Source organism: Mycobacterium sp. GA-2829, from assembly GCF_001499965.1.
Classification (GTDB): domain Bacteria; phylum Actinomycetota; class Actinomycetes; order Mycobacteriales; family Mycobacteriaceae; genus Mycobacterium.
Window position 1 is genome coordinate 156,611 of sequence record NZ_LQIT01000034.1, and the last position, 15,003, is coordinate 171,613.

The 15,003-nt window shown below is 64.8% G+C and carries 13 protein-coding genes; 6 read left to right on the plus strand and 7 right to left on the minus strand.

The window, feature by feature from the left end; genetic code table 11:
* Positions 1-97: 97 nt before the first annotated feature.
* Together AU194_RS20335 and AU194_RS20340 are read right to left on the minus strand one after the other, a co-directional pair.
* Positions 98-571 carry a molybdopterin dinucleotide binding domain-containing protein gene (locus tag AU194_RS20335; protein WP_157576307.1) on the minus strand — a complete coding sequence of 158 codons (474 nt, stop codon included), beginning with the start codon at positions 569-571 and terminating at the stop codon, positions 98-100.
* A gap of 36 nt (positions 572-607) precedes the next feature.
* Positions 608-2,236 carry a molybdopterin-dependent oxidoreductase gene (locus AU194_RS20340; protein ID WP_059091061.1) on the minus strand — a complete coding sequence of 543 codons (1,629 nt, stop codon included), beginning with the start codon at positions 2,234-2,236 and terminating at the stop codon, positions 608-610.
* A gap of 324 nt (positions 2,237-2,560) precedes the next feature.
* Here AU194_RS20340 and AU194_RS20345 point away from each other — a divergent pair, with 324 nt between their 5' ends.
* From AU194_RS20345 to AU194_RS20370, 6 genes are read left to right on the plus strand one after another with little or no spacing between them, the layout of a single operon-like run.
* Complete coding sequence (locus AU194_RS20345) at positions 2,561-3,688, plus strand: NDMA-dependent alcohol dehydrogenase (RefSeq protein WP_059091062.1); 1,128 nt, start codon at positions 2,561-2,563, stop codon at positions 3,686-3,688.
* An 18-nt stretch (positions 3,689-3,706) separates the two neighbouring features.
* On the plus strand, positions 3,707-4,996 hold the full coding sequence (locus AU194_RS20350) for an acyl-CoA dehydrogenase family protein (protein ID WP_059091063.1): 1,290 nt from the start codon (positions 3,707-3,709) through the stop codon (positions 4,994-4,996).
* Positions 4,993-6,024: a phosphotransferase family protein gene (locus tag AU194_RS20355; RefSeq protein ID WP_059091064.1), complete on the plus strand. Its 1,032-nt coding sequence runs from the start codon at positions 4,993-4,995 to the stop codon at positions 6,022-6,024. Before AU194_RS20350 ends, AU194_RS20355 begins: the two co-directional genes overlap by 4 nt.
* Positions 6,021-6,785 (plus strand): SDR family NAD(P)-dependent oxidoreductase, encoded by a 765-nt coding sequence (locus tag AU194_RS20360; RefSeq protein ID WP_059091065.1) that lies wholly within the window; start codon positions 6,021-6,023, stop codon positions 6,783-6,785. Before AU194_RS20355 ends, AU194_RS20360 begins: the two co-directional genes overlap by 4 nt.
* Positions 6,782-8,512 carry a class I adenylate-forming enzyme family protein gene (locus AU194_RS20365; RefSeq protein ID WP_059091066.1) on the plus strand — a complete coding sequence of 577 codons (1,731 nt, stop codon included), beginning with the start codon at positions 6,782-6,784 and terminating at the stop codon, positions 8,510-8,512. Before AU194_RS20360 ends, AU194_RS20365 begins: the two co-directional genes overlap by 4 nt.
* A 2-nt stretch (positions 8,513-8,514) precedes the next feature.
* The gene (locus AU194_RS20370) at positions 8,515-9,606 is read left to right on the plus strand and encodes a CaiB/BaiF CoA-transferase family protein (protein ID WP_059091067.1); all 1,092 of its coding nucleotides are present in this window, start codon (positions 8,515-8,517) and stop codon (positions 9,604-9,606) included.
* 3 nt (positions 9,607-9,609) lie between these two features.
* Here the strand turns inward: AU194_RS20370 and AU194_RS20375 are convergent, their stop codons facing one another.
* The 5 genes from AU194_RS20375 to AU194_RS31920 all read right to left on the minus strand — a co-directional run bounded on the left by AU194_RS20375 (position 9,610) and on the right by AU194_RS31920 (position 14,861).
* Positions 9,610-10,653 carry an aldehyde dehydrogenase family protein gene (locus AU194_RS20375; protein WP_231743500.1) on the minus strand — a complete coding sequence of 348 codons (1,044 nt, stop codon included), beginning with the start codon at positions 10,651-10,653 and terminating at the stop codon, positions 9,610-9,612.
* A gap of 403 nt (positions 10,654-11,056) precedes the next feature.
* Complete coding sequence (locus AU194_RS20380; protein WP_059091068.1) at positions 11,057-12,319, minus strand: cytochrome P450; 1,263 nt, start codon at positions 12,317-12,319, stop codon at positions 11,057-11,059.
* Between the two features lie 83 nt (positions 12,320-12,402).
* Positions 12,403-13,008: a TetR/AcrR family transcriptional regulator gene (locus AU194_RS20385; RefSeq protein WP_157576310.1), complete on the minus strand. Its 606-nt coding sequence runs from the start codon at positions 13,006-13,008 to the stop codon at positions 12,403-12,405.
* Between the two features lie 399 nt (positions 13,009-13,407).
* Positions 13,408-14,493 carry a TIGR03617 family F420-dependent LLM class oxidoreductase gene (locus tag AU194_RS20390; protein WP_059091070.1) on the minus strand — a complete coding sequence of 362 codons (1,086 nt, stop codon included), beginning with the start codon at positions 14,491-14,493 and terminating at the stop codon, positions 13,408-13,410.
* A 206-nt stretch (positions 14,494-14,699) separates the two neighbouring features.
* Entirely contained in the window at positions 14,700-14,861 is a 162-nt protein-coding gene (locus AU194_RS31920; protein WP_157576312.1) for a hypothetical protein, read from the minus strand.
* Between the last annotated feature and the right edge of the window lie 142 nt (positions 14,862-15,003).

The following is a 15,003-nucleotide window of genomic DNA, read 5'->3' on the forward strand; positions in this document are numbered from 1 at the left end:
GATTCGGTCACCGAGACCTTGCTCCCCTTGGTCGAGACACCGCTCGAAGATCACCGCGCGATCAGATGAGCAAAGCCAGGATTCATGCCGCTGCTTATCAGATCACCTCGAATCGGACCGGCACGGCGCTCATCCGCGGCATGCGTACCACCCGGTCGAGAGTGGCCTCGGTACTCAGCAGATCGGCGACGGAGCCGAATCCACTGTTGCGTTCACCGCCGGCTGCGCTGCCGAAGCCGTGCGAGATGGACACGACCCCGCGCCGCAACGATGGGTCCGAAGCGAGCTCGACGTCGATCGCACCGTGGGCGGAGACCAGACGCATCACTTGCCCGGGTTGCGCGTCGAGACCCTCGAGGTCTTTCGGATGAAGGTACGCCGGGTTACCTGTCGCTGTCTTGGGGAGCTCGTGGCACATGCTGTTATAGACCTGTCCGGTGCGACGGCAGATCATCAGGTGCGTGAATTGACCATCCTCGCCGAACTGACCTTCGACTCCGACGGTGGAATTGAGCAGCGTATCGATCTCGTCGGCGACACCGTCAGGCATGAGCAGGATCCGGTCGTCCATGCCCTCGAGCTTCGGTAGCACTTCGACGCTGGCGAACTACTCGAAGACCTTGCCGCCCTCGTGGGCCATCATCTCCGCCAGCGGTACCCGCGTGGACCCATCCGGATACACCATGCCGATGAACTCGGTGGGCGACGGCAGGTCGTCGAGGTCCAATTCGCCTCCGCGCATGTGCATCGACGTGCCCAGCCGCTTGGCGAGTGCGGCCAGATAAATCCATTCCTCGCTCGCCTCGCCCGGCGGGTCGACGACCGGCTCGGCGAACTGCACAAAGGGTTTGTTGTAAAGAAAGTCGTTGAAGCCGTTCAACTCGGGATGTTCGAGGCCGTAGCTGGCAGGCAGAAAATAGTCGGCGAGCGCGACGGTATCCGTCTCACGCACTTCGACACATACCAGCGTGTCCAGTGACTGCAGCGCTCGCGCTGTCTTTGCCCGATCGGGCCAAGACGTCAACGGGCTGCCGCCGAGGACGATCAACGCCCGAATCTGACCTTCGCCTGGAGTGAGTATCTCGTCGGCGAGCGTGCTGGTCGGCATCTCCTGAAAAAGCTGAGACGCCCCGGATGGCCTGGCACGCTTGGTGTTCGCGTCCGGGTTGATGTGATCAGGCATGAACCCGCGAGGAACGACAGCGGCCACCGACGGCAGGTCCGCCATCAGCACACCCAGGTTTTCGTTCACCTCCCCCGCGCGATTGAATCTTCCGCACACGACGTTGATCGCATAGATCAGGTGTTCGGCGAGGTTGCCGTGAGGCCCCATATCCGGACCCGTCGCGCTCGAGACGGTGCCGCGCTCGACGGCCGTGAACAGATCAACGGCACGCTCGATGTCCGCGGCATCCAGCCCGGTGCGCCTCACGACGTAGTCGAGCGTGAACGGACGGAGCGCCGCGCGCAACTCGTCTATACCTGAGACGAACTCGTCGCAGAAGTGCCTGTCGTAACGCTTCGTGTCAACGATCAGATTGAACACGCCCGCCAAGAGCGTGGCATCCTCGCCGGGGCGGATCTGCAGATGCAGATCCGCGAGATTGGCAGTCGCCGTTCGCCGAGGATCCACCACAATCAGCTTCAATCCGCGTTGCTTGGCCTCCTTGATCGCCGCGGGCCGATAGCCAGGCGCAGCGCCGGGCACATGCAGACCCGAGACCACGACGTTGTTTCCGATCATCATCGCCACGCCAGACGATTCGAAGTCGTGCACTCCGCCACCCCACAGACCCGCGCGGCCGACGGCGATGATCTTGGCCGGCTGATCGATGGTGACCGCCGAATAAATGTGATGGGAGCCGATGCCGCGCATGAACGCGTGCGCCGCGGGCATCGTTGCCGTCTTGAACGAGACCCCATTGCCGCAGTACATCGCGATGGCGGTCGGGCCATGCTCTCGCCGCACGGTATCCAGCCGCTCCGCGATCTCATCGAGCACTACCGACTTCTCGGTGCGCACGAAGTCGCCGTCGCGGCGCGCCATGCTGTAGATCATCCGGTTCTGCGCCGCCAACAGGTGGTGAAACTGCCGTCCCTTGGTACAGCTGAACCCGCGGCTCATGGGGTGATCGGGATCGGGCCTCATATCGGTGATCACGTTGTCGGCCACATGGGCCTCGAAACCACAGAACGCTGTGCAGATCGTGCAGAACGTTTTCTTCTTCGTCGTCATCGGTTCTCCTCACATGGGGATGTCTGTTGTGGCGATGCGCGAAACGTCTGCTGGCAGGCCTCGGCGCCGCACCGTGACGGCAATGCGCGAGGCAACAAATCGATGGACACTGCGGCGGGGCGGGACTCCGCGAGCCTGGCGTCGGAACGAACTCGCTGACGTAGCCGTGGGTCTCCGTCGGCATCACACGACCTCCCCGATCGCCTCGTCGACCCTATACCGCCGTTAGGAAAACTTTGTTATTTTAAAGCGCCGCTGGTCGATCTCGGACTGTCTTATGCCAACCCGCTGACGACCGTCACTACGCACTGGGAGACGAGGTCCATGAAGACGAAGGGCGCCCTGCTCTGGGACTTCAACCAGCCCTGGCAGATCGAGGAGATCGAGATCGGCGACCCCCGTAAGGACGAGGTCAAGATTCAGATGGAGGCGGCCGGAATGTGCCATTCCGACCACCACCTCGTTACCGGCGGCATTCCCATGATGGGTTTTCCCGTCCTCGGCGGCCACGAGGGCGCGGGCATCGTCACCGAGGTGGGGCCCGGCGTCGAGAACCTCGCGCCCGGCGACCACGTGGTGTTGTCCTTCATCCCGTCCTGCGGCACGTGCCCGTCGTGCCAGGCGGGTTCGCGTAACCTCTGCGACCTCGGCGCGGGCCTCCTGTTCGGCCGGGCGGTCTCCGACGGCACGTTTCGCATCACCGCCCGCGGACAGGACGTGTACCCGATGACCCTGCTGGGCACGTTCTCGCCCTACCTGGTCGTACATAAGACATCAGTGGTGAAGATCGACCCGTCGATCCCGTTTGAGGTCGCCTGCCTCGTCGGCTGCGGTGTCACCACCGGCTACGGCTCCGCGGTGCGCACCGCCGACATCCGGCCCGGCGAGGATGTCGCAGTCGTCGGACTCGGCGGCGTCGGGATGTCCGCTCTGCAGGGGGCGGTGAACGTGGGCGCGCGCTACATCTTCGCTGTCGACCCCGTCGAGTGGAAGCGCGACCAGGCTCTGAAGTTCGGCGCCACGCACGCCTACGACACCATCGAGGCGGCAACAGCGGGTGCAGCCGAGGTTACCGCTGGCGGGATGGCCAAGAAAGTCGTCGTCACGGTCGGCGAGGTGCACGGCGAGGACATCGACTCGTGGCTCGGCATCACCGCGAAGGGGGGCACCTGTGTACTGACAGCGATGGGTCGGCTCGAAGCCAACCAGGCGACGCTCAACTACTCGATGCTGACGCTGCTCCAGAAGACCCTGAAGGGCTCCATCTTCGGTGGCGCCAACCCGCATTACGACATTCCGCAACTCCTATCTATGTATAAGGCGCGCAAGCTGAACCTGGACGACCTGGTCACCCGGCAGTATCGGCTGGAGGAGATCAACGAGGGTTACCGGGACATGCTCGAAGGCCGCAACATCCGCGGCGTCATCCGCTTCACCGACGCCGATCGGTGACGAGACGAAGGAATCGACATGACGTGGGATTTCTGCCCCGACACCGAATTCGCGTGCAAACTCGACTGGATCGAGCAGTTCGTCGACGAGGAGATACTCCCGCTGGAGCCGCTGCTCCCCGAACTGCTGCCAGCGGAGGCCGCGCGCCTGCTCGACCCACTCAAGGAGCAGGTAAAAGCGCAGGGACTGTGGGCGGCGCACCTGCCGAAAGAACTCGGCGGCACCGGGTTAGGACAGCTCGCACTCGCGCAGATGAACATGATCACCGGCCGGGTAGGCGCTGCGATGGAGGTGTTCGGCAACATGGCGCCGGATTCCGGCAACGCCGAACTCCTGGCAGACGGCGGAACACCGGAGCAGAAGGAGCGGTGGCTGTGGCCGAATCTACGCGGCGACATCCGCAGCGCCTTCGCCATCACCGAACCGTGGGTGTCCAGCACCGACCCCACCCAGATCCAGTCCACCGCCGTGCTCGACGGTGATCACTGGGTGCTTAACGGCCGCAAGTGGATGATCACCAACGCGTCGGTCGCCGACTTCATCATCTTCATGGTGCTCACCGAACCCGAAGCACCGATCCACCTTCGTTATTCGATGATCATCGTCGAGCGCGGAACCCCCGGAATGACCATTCTGCGGGACATCCCCTCGATGCACGACCCCGTCATCGAGTACGGGCGCCTCGGCAACCACGCCGAGATCCTCCTGGACGACGTGCGGGTTCCCGAGGGGAATCTGATCGGGACCCGGGGCCACGGCTTCGTCCTGTCCCAGGTGCGCCTGGGACCCGGCCGGTTGCACCACGCCACCCGCTGGCTGGGCGAGGCCGAACGCGCCTTCGACATGATGTGCGAACGAGCGCATTCACGCTCTTCGTTCGGCAAGTCCTACACCCGCCATCAGATGGTCCAGGAGTACATCACCGACTCCCGCATCGAACTCGAGACGGCCAAGCTGCTCACCCTGCGCGCAGCGTGGAGATTCGACCGCGAGGGCAATCAGGGCGCGCGTAGCGACATCGCGATGTGCAAGGTCTACAACGCCGAGGTGGTGCACAACGTCGTCGACCGCGCCCTACAGGTACACGGTTCGCTCGGGTACACCTCCGACATGCCCCTGGAGTACATGTACCGGATGGCCCGGATGGCCCCGCTCGTCGACGGTGCGAACGAGGTCCACAAGGTGACGATCGCCAAGGAGGAGCTCAAGCGCTATCAGGGGGTTGAGGGGTGGCCCACCGAGCATGTGCCGACCCGGTTGAAGGCCGCACGAACCCGCTTCGCGCATCTGCTGGAAGCGGGCGTATGAACACGACGTCGGTCGACTTCGACGTCGCGAGGTTCACCCGCTGGCTCGATGACGCCACCGGTGAGCGCGCCGAAATCCAGGTCGAGGCCATCCGCGGCGGCGGCAGCTGTGAAATGTTCCGCGTCGACCGGCTTGGGAGGTCGTGGATGGTGCGACGGGCCCCGCAGGCGGCGGTCTCCGACACCGCACACCAGGTAATTCGCGAGGCGCGCATTATGGAAGCACTTGGCGGGCAGGGTCTCCCGGTTCCTGAGGTCCTCGCCCACAGCGACGATCCCGCCGTCCTGGGTGCGCCGTTCTTCGTGATGTCGTTCGTCGAGGGCGGAGTCATCCGACGCGACGGCCTCCCAGCGGCATTGGCAGCCGAGCCGCAGTCGCACGGAGCCATCGGCGAACAACTCATCGACACGCTCGTCGCCCTGCACGCCATCGACTGGAGGCACACCGCGCTAGCCGAGCTGTCACACCCCGACGGGTTTCTGGAACGTCAGGTCGACCGCTGGCTGAAACAGTTGGACAGCTACCGCGTTCGAGAGCTCGACGGTGTCGACCAGCTCGCGGCGTGGCTCCGCGACGACATTCCCGACAAGGGCGACCTGACGGTAATGCACGGTGACTACAAGCTGGACAACATCATCTGGGCGCCGGCCCCGCCGCCGCGGATCGCATGCCTGGTCGACTTCGAGATGACGACGGTCGGCGACCCCCTCATCGACCTCGCCTGGGCGATGATCTTCTGGCCCGAACCCGGCAATCCCATCGGACTGGCCGATCCCGACGGACCCAACGGCATCGATCGCGCACACTGCCAGACGCCGGAGGCCCTGGTGCAGCGGTACGCGCAGGCGACCGGGCGCGACATGTCGACATTCGACTGGTACCAGGTGTTCAGCGCGTGGAAGCTTGCGATCGTCCTCGAGGGCTCCTACGCCAAACACGTTCGGGGGGAATCCCGTAACCCGTTCCACGAGCTCTTCGGCACCATCGCCGACGGGCTTCTCGATCGCGCAAGGAGTTTCGCCCGATGACCGACCCACTCTTCAATATCGCCGGCCGCGTCGTCCTGGTGACCGGCGGCAGTCGTGGCCTCGGCGCGGCCATGAGCGTCGGCCTCGCCGCCCGCGGCGCGCGCGTCGTGATCGCCAGCCGGAAGCTGGAGGCTTGCGAGAAGCTGGCCGCACAGATTCAGGAGAGCGGCGGCCAAGCACACCCGCTGGCCTGCCACGTGGGTGACTGGGCCTCCCTCGACGCCGTCGTCGACGCGGCGGTACAACGCTGGGGCAGGCTCGACGGTCTGGTGAACAACGCCGGCATGAGCCCTCTCGCGCCATCGCTGCTGGAGACGTCGGAGACGTTGTTCGACAAGGTGATCGGCGTCAACCTCAAGGGTCCGACGCGCTTGACTGCGCTGGCCGCCACCGCGATGTCCGGCACCGGAGGCGGTTCGATCATCAACATCAGCTCACTGGCGTCGGTGAAGCCGACACCGATCACCGCCGTCTACGCGTCGGCCAAAGCCGGGTTGAACGCACTGACGGCCGCGACGGCGCAGGAGTACGCGCCGGCGGGAGTGCGCGTGAACGGAATCGTGTGCGGCACCTTCGACACCGACGCGGCCTCCGGGTTCGTCAGGAACGCGGGCCTGCTGCCCGATATCGTCCGGCCCATTGCGCTGGGGCGTGTCGGCCGCCCGGACGAAGTCGTCGGCGCGGCCGTCTACTTCCTCTCGGAGGCGTCCAGCTACACGACGGGAACGCTGATCACGATCGACGGCGGCGTCGCGGGATGACCGCATCGAAGGAGCGCGCGGCGCCGATCACTGCGGCCGACCCGCACCGCGCCATCGCGCGGTTGACGAGTACGGGACGGCCGTTCGAGGTCGGCACCCGTGAACTGGGCGGCGCGCCATACCGGACGTACACGCACGCTTCTGCGACGCTGCTCGACATCCTCGCGATAGGAGGCAACCACGGCGACACCGATTTCATCGTCGCCGACGGCGCACGGTGGACGTTCCGGGAGTACTTCCGTGCCGTCGACGCGGTGGCGCGTGCGCTGCAGACCGACTACGGTGTGACGGCTGGGGACCGCGTCGCGATAGCCATGCGCAACTGTGCGGACTGGCTCATCGCCTTCGCGGCGATCTGCTCCGTCGGCGCGGTCGCGGTCCCGACCAACAGTTGGGGCTCATCCGAGGAACTCGAGTACACGCCGCTCGATTCCGAGGCGTCGCTGCTGTTCGCTGATCTGCCGCGGTACAAGCTGGCCGTTGGAGCGCTGCAAGGCAACGGAATTCCCGCCGTCCTCACCGATGTCGAAGGCCTGCCGGAGGCGAGCGACAACGGTCCGCGCGCGACACCGATCGGCGATGTCGTCCTCGCGCACGAGGGACCGACACCCACACCTCCGACCCTCGGTCCGCTGGACCTCGCGATGCTGCTGTACACCTCCGGAAGCACCGGCAAACCCAAGGGGGTATGTTACCGGCAGGTCGTCGCCGGACAAGCCCTGATGAACATGTTCCTCATCGGCTTCCTCTCTCTCGAACTGGGCGGAACCGGCGTCGGTGCCGCGAGCAGCGGGACCCAATCTGATCTCATCACCGTGCCGTTGTTCCACGCCACCGGGCTCTTCAGCGGGCTTCTACTCCCGTGCATGCTCTGCCACAAGATCGCACTCATGCGCAAGTGGGATGGACCGACCGCGATGGCACTGATCGAATCCGAGCGCATCGCCGGGATCTCCACCGTTCCAGCCATTCTGAAGGACCTGCTGACCCATCCCGACTACGAGCGACACGACATGTCGTCGATCACGCGCGTGGCTGCAGCCGGTGCGGCGACCCCGGTGGACCTACCGGGGCTCTTACAAGAAAAGCTCGAAATCGCCTCGCGTGCAGCGAGTTTCGGGATGACCGAAACGGCCTCCGTCGGTGCTACGATGAGCGGACCCGTGTTCGACCTCAAGCCCACGTCCTGCGGAATCCCGTCGCCGATCATCGAGATCCGGATCGCCGAATCCGCGGCGGACGCAACCCACGGTGACGACGGCGAAGTGCAGCTCAGAGGTGTGACCGTCACTCCGGGCTACTGGCGGATAGAGGCGGCGACCCGCGAGGCGTTCACGGCCGACGGCTGGCTTCGAACGGGCGACCTCGGGACCATCGACGATGACGGCTTCCTGCACATCACCGGCCGGATCAAGGAACTCGTCATCCGCGGCGGCGAGAACATCGCGCCGATCGACATCGAGAACGCGGCCTACCGGCACCCGTCGGTCAGGGAGGTCACCGTCGTCGGTCTGCCGGACGAGGCCATGGGCGAGGAACTGGCGATGGTGTGCCACCCGCAGGAATCGGCACAGCTAGACGAGGCGACGCTGCGCGCGCACCTGAAGGAGCACCTGCCCGCCCACAAGGTGCCGAGGGACATCACCATCACGCCGCACCCGTTGCCGCGCAACGCCAGTGAGAAGATCCACCGGCTCGCGGTGCGAAACAGTCTGCTGGGGGCCTAGCTGTGGGTCCACTGTCTGGAACACGCGTTGTCGAGTTGGCCGGCATGGGCCCCGGCCCGCATGCCGCCATGATGCTCGGCGACTGGGGCGCCGACGTCGTCCGGGTGGTGCGACCGGGCGCCGACGGAGCGCCGGACGACCTGCTCGGCGAGTCCCAGCTGCGCAACCGCACCGTGGTCGCAGCAGACCTGAAGGATCCGGAACAGGTGCGCTCCGTACAAGAACTGATCCGCCACACCGACGTGCTGATCGAAGGGTTTCGTCCCGGCGTCGCCGAGAAGGCGGGCCTGTCCCCCGATGCGTGTTGGACGGTCAACCCGCGCCTCGTCTACGCACGGATGACGGGCTGGGGCCAGGACGGCCCGCGGGCCCACACCGCCGGGCACGATATCAACTACCTATCCGTCACGGGAATGCTGGACGCGATCGGTGCGGCCGATCGTCCGGCGGTGCCGCTGAACCTCGTCGGCGATTTCGGCGGCGGGTCGATGCTGCTGCTCTCCGCAGTCCTCGCAGCGCTTCTGGAGCGTGGCCGATCCGGCGCGGGGCAGGTGCTCGATGTCGCGATCGTCGACGGGGTGACCACTCTGGCGCAGCAGATCTGGAGCATCCGCGCGATGGGCGCTTGGGACGAGAACAGGGTCAGCAACATCCTCGACGGTGGCTCACCGGTCTACGGAGTGTATGAATGCGCCGACGGCCGCTTCCTCGCGGTCGGCGCGATCGAGCACAAGTTCTCCAGACTCTTCTTCGATGGCCTCGGCCTCGACACGGCGGAGATTCCCGACCGCGACGACCGGGAACATTGGTCCGAACTGCGCCGAATCATCGGCGAGACCGTCAGGACTCGAACGCGCGACGAGTGGTGCGCCCTGTTCGACGGGACGGACGCCTGCGTCACACCGGTGCTGACGATGAGCGAGGCGGTCCACGACCGGCAGGTGAAGGCCCGCAATCTGCTCGGCGACATCGACGGACTGCATCAGACACTGCCGCCGCCGATCTTCAGCAGAACCACGTGTGACGCGCCCGAACCACCCAACTCGCGGCTGATGTCGGTGGCGGACGCAGTGGCACGCTGGAACGCGAACTGACAATCACGTCCCGCTTCGTCTGCGCGAGATCTTGTTGCGCAAGCGGGACCTTCGGAGTTGAAAATCGAACAGTTTCGTCTCCCTGCCCGCGAAGGGCGCAGACGCCAACTGTGCCAGCGAGATCGGCAACGCCGAATACACCACCGAGCGAGCGTGGCTGAGGGTGATGAATCCGTTCCTACCCTGGTAGTTGCCCATTCCGCTGCGTCCGACGCCGCCCAAGGGGAGCTTGCTGGATATCACGGTCAGCATCGTGTCGTTGGCGTTCACCGATCCACTGCGGGTCCGGTTCTGAACCTGCTGAAAGCGGCGGTTGTCCGGTCCGAACCAGTAGAGCGTGAGCGGATGCGGCCTGGCGCTGATGTAGTCGATCGCTTCACCCAATTTGTCGTAGGTGTGGACGACGAGGACCGGCCCGAAGATCTCGTCCGACTCGACGCCCGTGTCCTCGGTGGCGTCGGTGAGAACAGTCGGGGCGATCTTACGCGTGACGGGATCGTCGGGCTCTTCCCCCGGTGGCACCATGCGGTGCACGGTGACGCCGAGGGCTTTCGCGTCGCCGATGAGGTCGACGATACGAGCGAAGTTCTTATCGTCGATAACGGAGGTGTACTCGTCGTTCGTGGCCAGCGTGGGATTGTTGGCCTTCCACCGCGTCAGCACTCCCTCAACGAATTCATCGCATCGCCCCGCGGGTACGAACGCGTAATCCGGGCACATGCATACCTGTCCACCGTTGGCCATTCGCCCATCCGCGACACCCTGAGCGGCAGCGGTGATGTCGGCGTCGATGTCGACGATCACAGGATTCTTCCCGCCGAGTTCGAGCGTCACCGGGGCGAGGTTCGCGGCCGCGTCCTGCGCCACCGACGCGCCGACCTGGGGCGACCCGGTGAAGAACGCGTGGTCGAAGGGCAGCTTGGCGAACTCCGATCCCGTGACCTGATCTTTCGTGATAACTGCGAACTCCTCGGCTGCAAAGTACCGCGGCGCAACCCCGGCGAGGGTCGCCGCGGTCGCCGTGGTCACCGAGGACGGCCTGATCATGACCTGTTGCTGGCCGCGAAGGCCGGTCCAGCCGGCACGATGCAGAGCTTGAGCGGTAGTTCCACGCGCCCATGACGCCCACGACTCCCTTCGGGTCGTGCCGGATCCCCATCCGAAGCCCGGCCAACGACATCAGCCGCGAGGGCTTCTCGGGCCGCATCCACTTCTTGAGGGCGGTGCGCTGGTGATCGACATCGCCCATGCAGCCGACGATGTCCGACGCCAGCGACAGCTGGTGGGGTCGCGTACCGAAGTCCTGCCTTAGGGCGTCGCAGAAGTCATCAGCGTGGGCGAGCAGCATGGCCTGCAGACGCAAGATCCGGTCGATGCGCACCCTCGGCGCTCGGAGTGCCCTCGGCGAGGAAGGCGGCCCGCTGTGCGGCCAGCAGCTCCGCCGCGGCGCTCATGCCGTTGCCCGCGCGTGACGCGATCGGGCGTGGTATCGCACGGGGAGGTTCTTGGCACCGTGAATCCAGCCCGATCGGACGAGCTCGAGGTCGCCGGTCATCTCGATGTCGGGAAGCACGTCGGCGATCGCGTTGAGCATCAGGCCGACCTCCATGCGAGCGAGGTTGGCCCCAATGCAGTAGTGCGCCCCGGAGCCACCGAAACTCACATGCGGGTTCGGGTTTCGAAGGATGTCGAAACGATGGGGGTCGGTGGAGACGTCCTCGTCGAAGTTCGCCGAACCGTAGTAGATGGTGATCCGCTGGCCGGCCGCTATGGGAACGCCATTGATCTCGGTGTCCCGTGTCGCGGTCCGTTGAAAGCACTGCACCGGGGTGGACCAGCGAATCACCTCGTCGACCGCCGTCGCCGGCCGTTCGCTCTTGAACAGTTCCCACTGGGCGCGGTCGGTGAGCAACTGGGCCATGCCGAACGTGATGGCGTTTCTGGTCGTTTCACCGCCCGCGGTGGCAAGCAGCATGACGAAGAAGCCGAACTCCGTCTCGTCGAGCGCCTCGCCCCGTTCGTCGTCGGTCACCAGTCGGGTCACGATGTCGTCAGCCGGATTCTTCCGACGGTCCTCAGCCCACTGATACGCATAGCCCAGTAGCTGGGCACTCGCTTCCCTGGGATCGTCGGCATCCGGATCCTCGCTGTTGAGCATGGAGTTGGTCCAGGACAACACCTTTTCGCGGTCGCCCGGCGGAACTCCGATGAGATCACCGATAGCCTCCATCGGCAGCTTGGCCGCCACGTCGTCCACGAAGTTGCCGCAGTCCTTCTCCGCCGCCGCGTGCACGATGCGGTACGCCGTGTCACGCAGCCTGTCCTCCATGGCCGCCACCGCGCGCGGCGTGAACAGACGCGATATGAGGCGGCGCAGCCGGGTGTGCGACGGTGCATCCTGGTTCAGCATCATGATCTTCGTCAGACCGACCTGCTCGGGTGTGATGTCCTCGGGCAGCCTTGGGATCGACGTGTTGATGTAGCTGGACCACAGTTCCGAGTCGCGCGAGACGGCCTTGACGTCGTCGTACTTGGTCACCACCCAGAACCCGCCGTCGTGGTAGCCGCCGGTGCCGGGGTTCTGCGCGTTCCACCAGACCGGCGCGGTCCTGCGTAGTTCCGCGTATTCCTTCAGCGGCATGCCTTCGGCGTGCACGGCGGGGTCCGTCAGGTCGAATCCCGCGTTGAACGGACACTCTCCCGTGGTGCTCATCAATGGTCCCTCCGAACGCGGCGCAGGGAGTGCGCCGCAACCCGAGCTTAAAATAACATTGATTCCCAGGGCGGGAAAGCGTGTTACCCGCGCCGCGAGGGCCGTCGTCGTGACGTCGACGCGCGGTCGTTCGCTTCGGCGCGCACCGCGGCGATCACCCATTCGACGAGTCGACGAAAGTTCTTGTCGACCTTGACGAACTCGGCCTTGGTCTTCGGCGAGTCGCTCGACTCCCTCAAGGCCCGAACCTCCACGAGCGAGTGGTTGATCGTCATGTTCGTCAACCCCCGGCAGCACTCGATCGCCAGTGTCCGCGGGATACCCGCTTCCAGTGTGGCCTCGAGCAGTGCCTCGACGTAGCCCGTCACCGCGGCGCGATCGTCGGTCGTCATCAGATCGGTGATGTACGGATGTGCGCAGAGAGCGGCATTCAACGCCAGGCACCAGCTCAGCGCCGTCTGCTCCCAGGTCTCGAACTTCTTGAACTCCAGCCGCAACTGGGAGAAGTGACGCGCGACCAGGGCCCTGGTGAGTTCCTCCTGATTTCCGACCTGTTGATACAACGTGCGCGGCGAGATCTTCAGATCGGCAGACAGACGGCGCACGTTGAGCGCCGACGGGCCACCCGAGTCCAGCAGTTCGAGCGCGCGGCTGAGGATGTCCTCCGCCGGAATCAGCGGCTTGGCCATCGATGCATCGTACAAGTAGCTAACGCATGGATGATTCGTCGATGGCAACCCGTGGATGGGATCCACAACCGCCAGACGATCATGCGCCGGCGAGTCGCCGGCGCATGTGCGTGGTTCACGTCGATGACCACTAGCTAGCTAGTGGACCTCGCAGCGTCGCCAATCTGATGAGAACAGGGCTCGACAGATCATCAGAAGTGCCGATAGTCCTCGCTCCACGGCCATGACTCATCGGTCACGATACCAAGGGATATAGCGCTGAACAGGGCTGCCGAGACGACCTTCACGGCAGAGACAGCGATAATGCACGTGCTCGCGGCAAGACCGTGCGTTCTGGCGCGAGGCACGCCGTTAGCCCGGCCGTGCGCAAGGACAGCTCGCCTCATACACGACTATCGATCAGAGACCTGCGGTCGTTGATTGATCGGATAACCGGAACGCTATCTCGGTGCGCCTAGCTTTCTCGTCCCGGAAGGCTGCCGCCAGCTCCCGGGCCATCTCTGAGATCGGATTCTGTGCGCTCGCCATGCTGACCATGCTGATTCGATCCACGATGCCGTAGAGCCGATCGAATGCCTGAACGGCGATCTGGGAGGGAGTTCCGGTAAGAACGTAGGCGTCCCAAACTTCGTTTGGGATCCGTGCGGCCATCTCGTCATACCGTTCTGCGGCCTGGAGCGCGGCCAGCTCCGTTTGCACGTCCTCCCACCCGTGATGGGCCAGCATGGGGCGGTAGTCAGGTACCGAAAGATAGTATGCAAGACGATGCTTCGCTTCAGCCGTGGCAGTTTCGAGCTCCTCGTCATTGCGTCCCGCCGTGACGACAACCGGTGTATTGACCACGAAGTCATCCATCGTCTTCCCCACGGCCGCCCGCGCCGCGGTTAGGGCGGGCACAGTTACCTCACGCAGGTACGCGGCACTTTGAAACCCGATCAGGTGCACCCCGTCGAAGGACTCGCCTGCGACAGTGACCATCTTGGGTCCGACCGCAGCGAGATAAAGTGGCGGAGGCCCGTAGTCGTGGCGCGGGGGCGTGAAGTTGGGCAACATCAACGTGTGCCGGTAGAACGGCCCACGATGGTTGAGCGGTTCACCGCTGTCCCATGCCGCCCACACCGCGCGCACGGCCGCGGCATAGTCGGCCATACGGGCCGCCGGTCGGCCCCACGGCATCCCGTAGCGTTCCTCGACCTGCAATCGTGTGCTGGAACCGAGGCCGAGAATGAATCGTCCTGCCGTGTATCGCTGCATGTCCCATCCCAGATGCGCCATCGTGATCGGCGATCGCGAACTGGCAACGGCAATTGCCGTTCCCAATGTCACCCGCTTGGCGGTCTCGGCGATCCGAGAAAGCTGCAGGAACGGATCATGTTGGACCTCACCGGCCCAGAGTGCGTCGTAACCGATGCGCTCCAGATCACCCGCGATGGTCGGCAATTGCTCGAGCGCGATCGCGTCCCACAGGAATGCGTCCAGGTGCATGAGTGATCTCCTTCGTCGAAACTCTCCATCACCCTAACCTGGTTACACGATTGACTTCGTTGATTTGTCGAAATGCTCCGGTGGTGCAGGTCTTCATGGATGTTGTCGGCCACGGCCGCGATCAACGCGTCGTTGTCACCGGCCTTGCGTAGATCGGTGTCGGCGTGACATCGAGATCGGCTCAACCTCCAACTCGAAGTCCGAGGTCATGTTCCATTCGTCGTGGACTGCCCGCAACCGGTCAGCGCAACAACCTCGGACAAGCCGTAGATCACGTGGTCGGCGTCGTTGACTGGCACGGCCGTCTTCAGCCGTGCCAGCAATGCGGTACCGATACCCGAACGAGCCGGCGGCGTGATGTCATGCATCGGCGTATCACCGACGAGAAGTGGGGACTCAGGCTCGCACCCGGCCTTGCGAAGCGCGTGCGGAAGATGCCTGGGTCGGGCTTACACGATTGCGCCGCTTCAGAACTGGTCCGCCCATCGATCAACTGTCCCAGCCCGAACT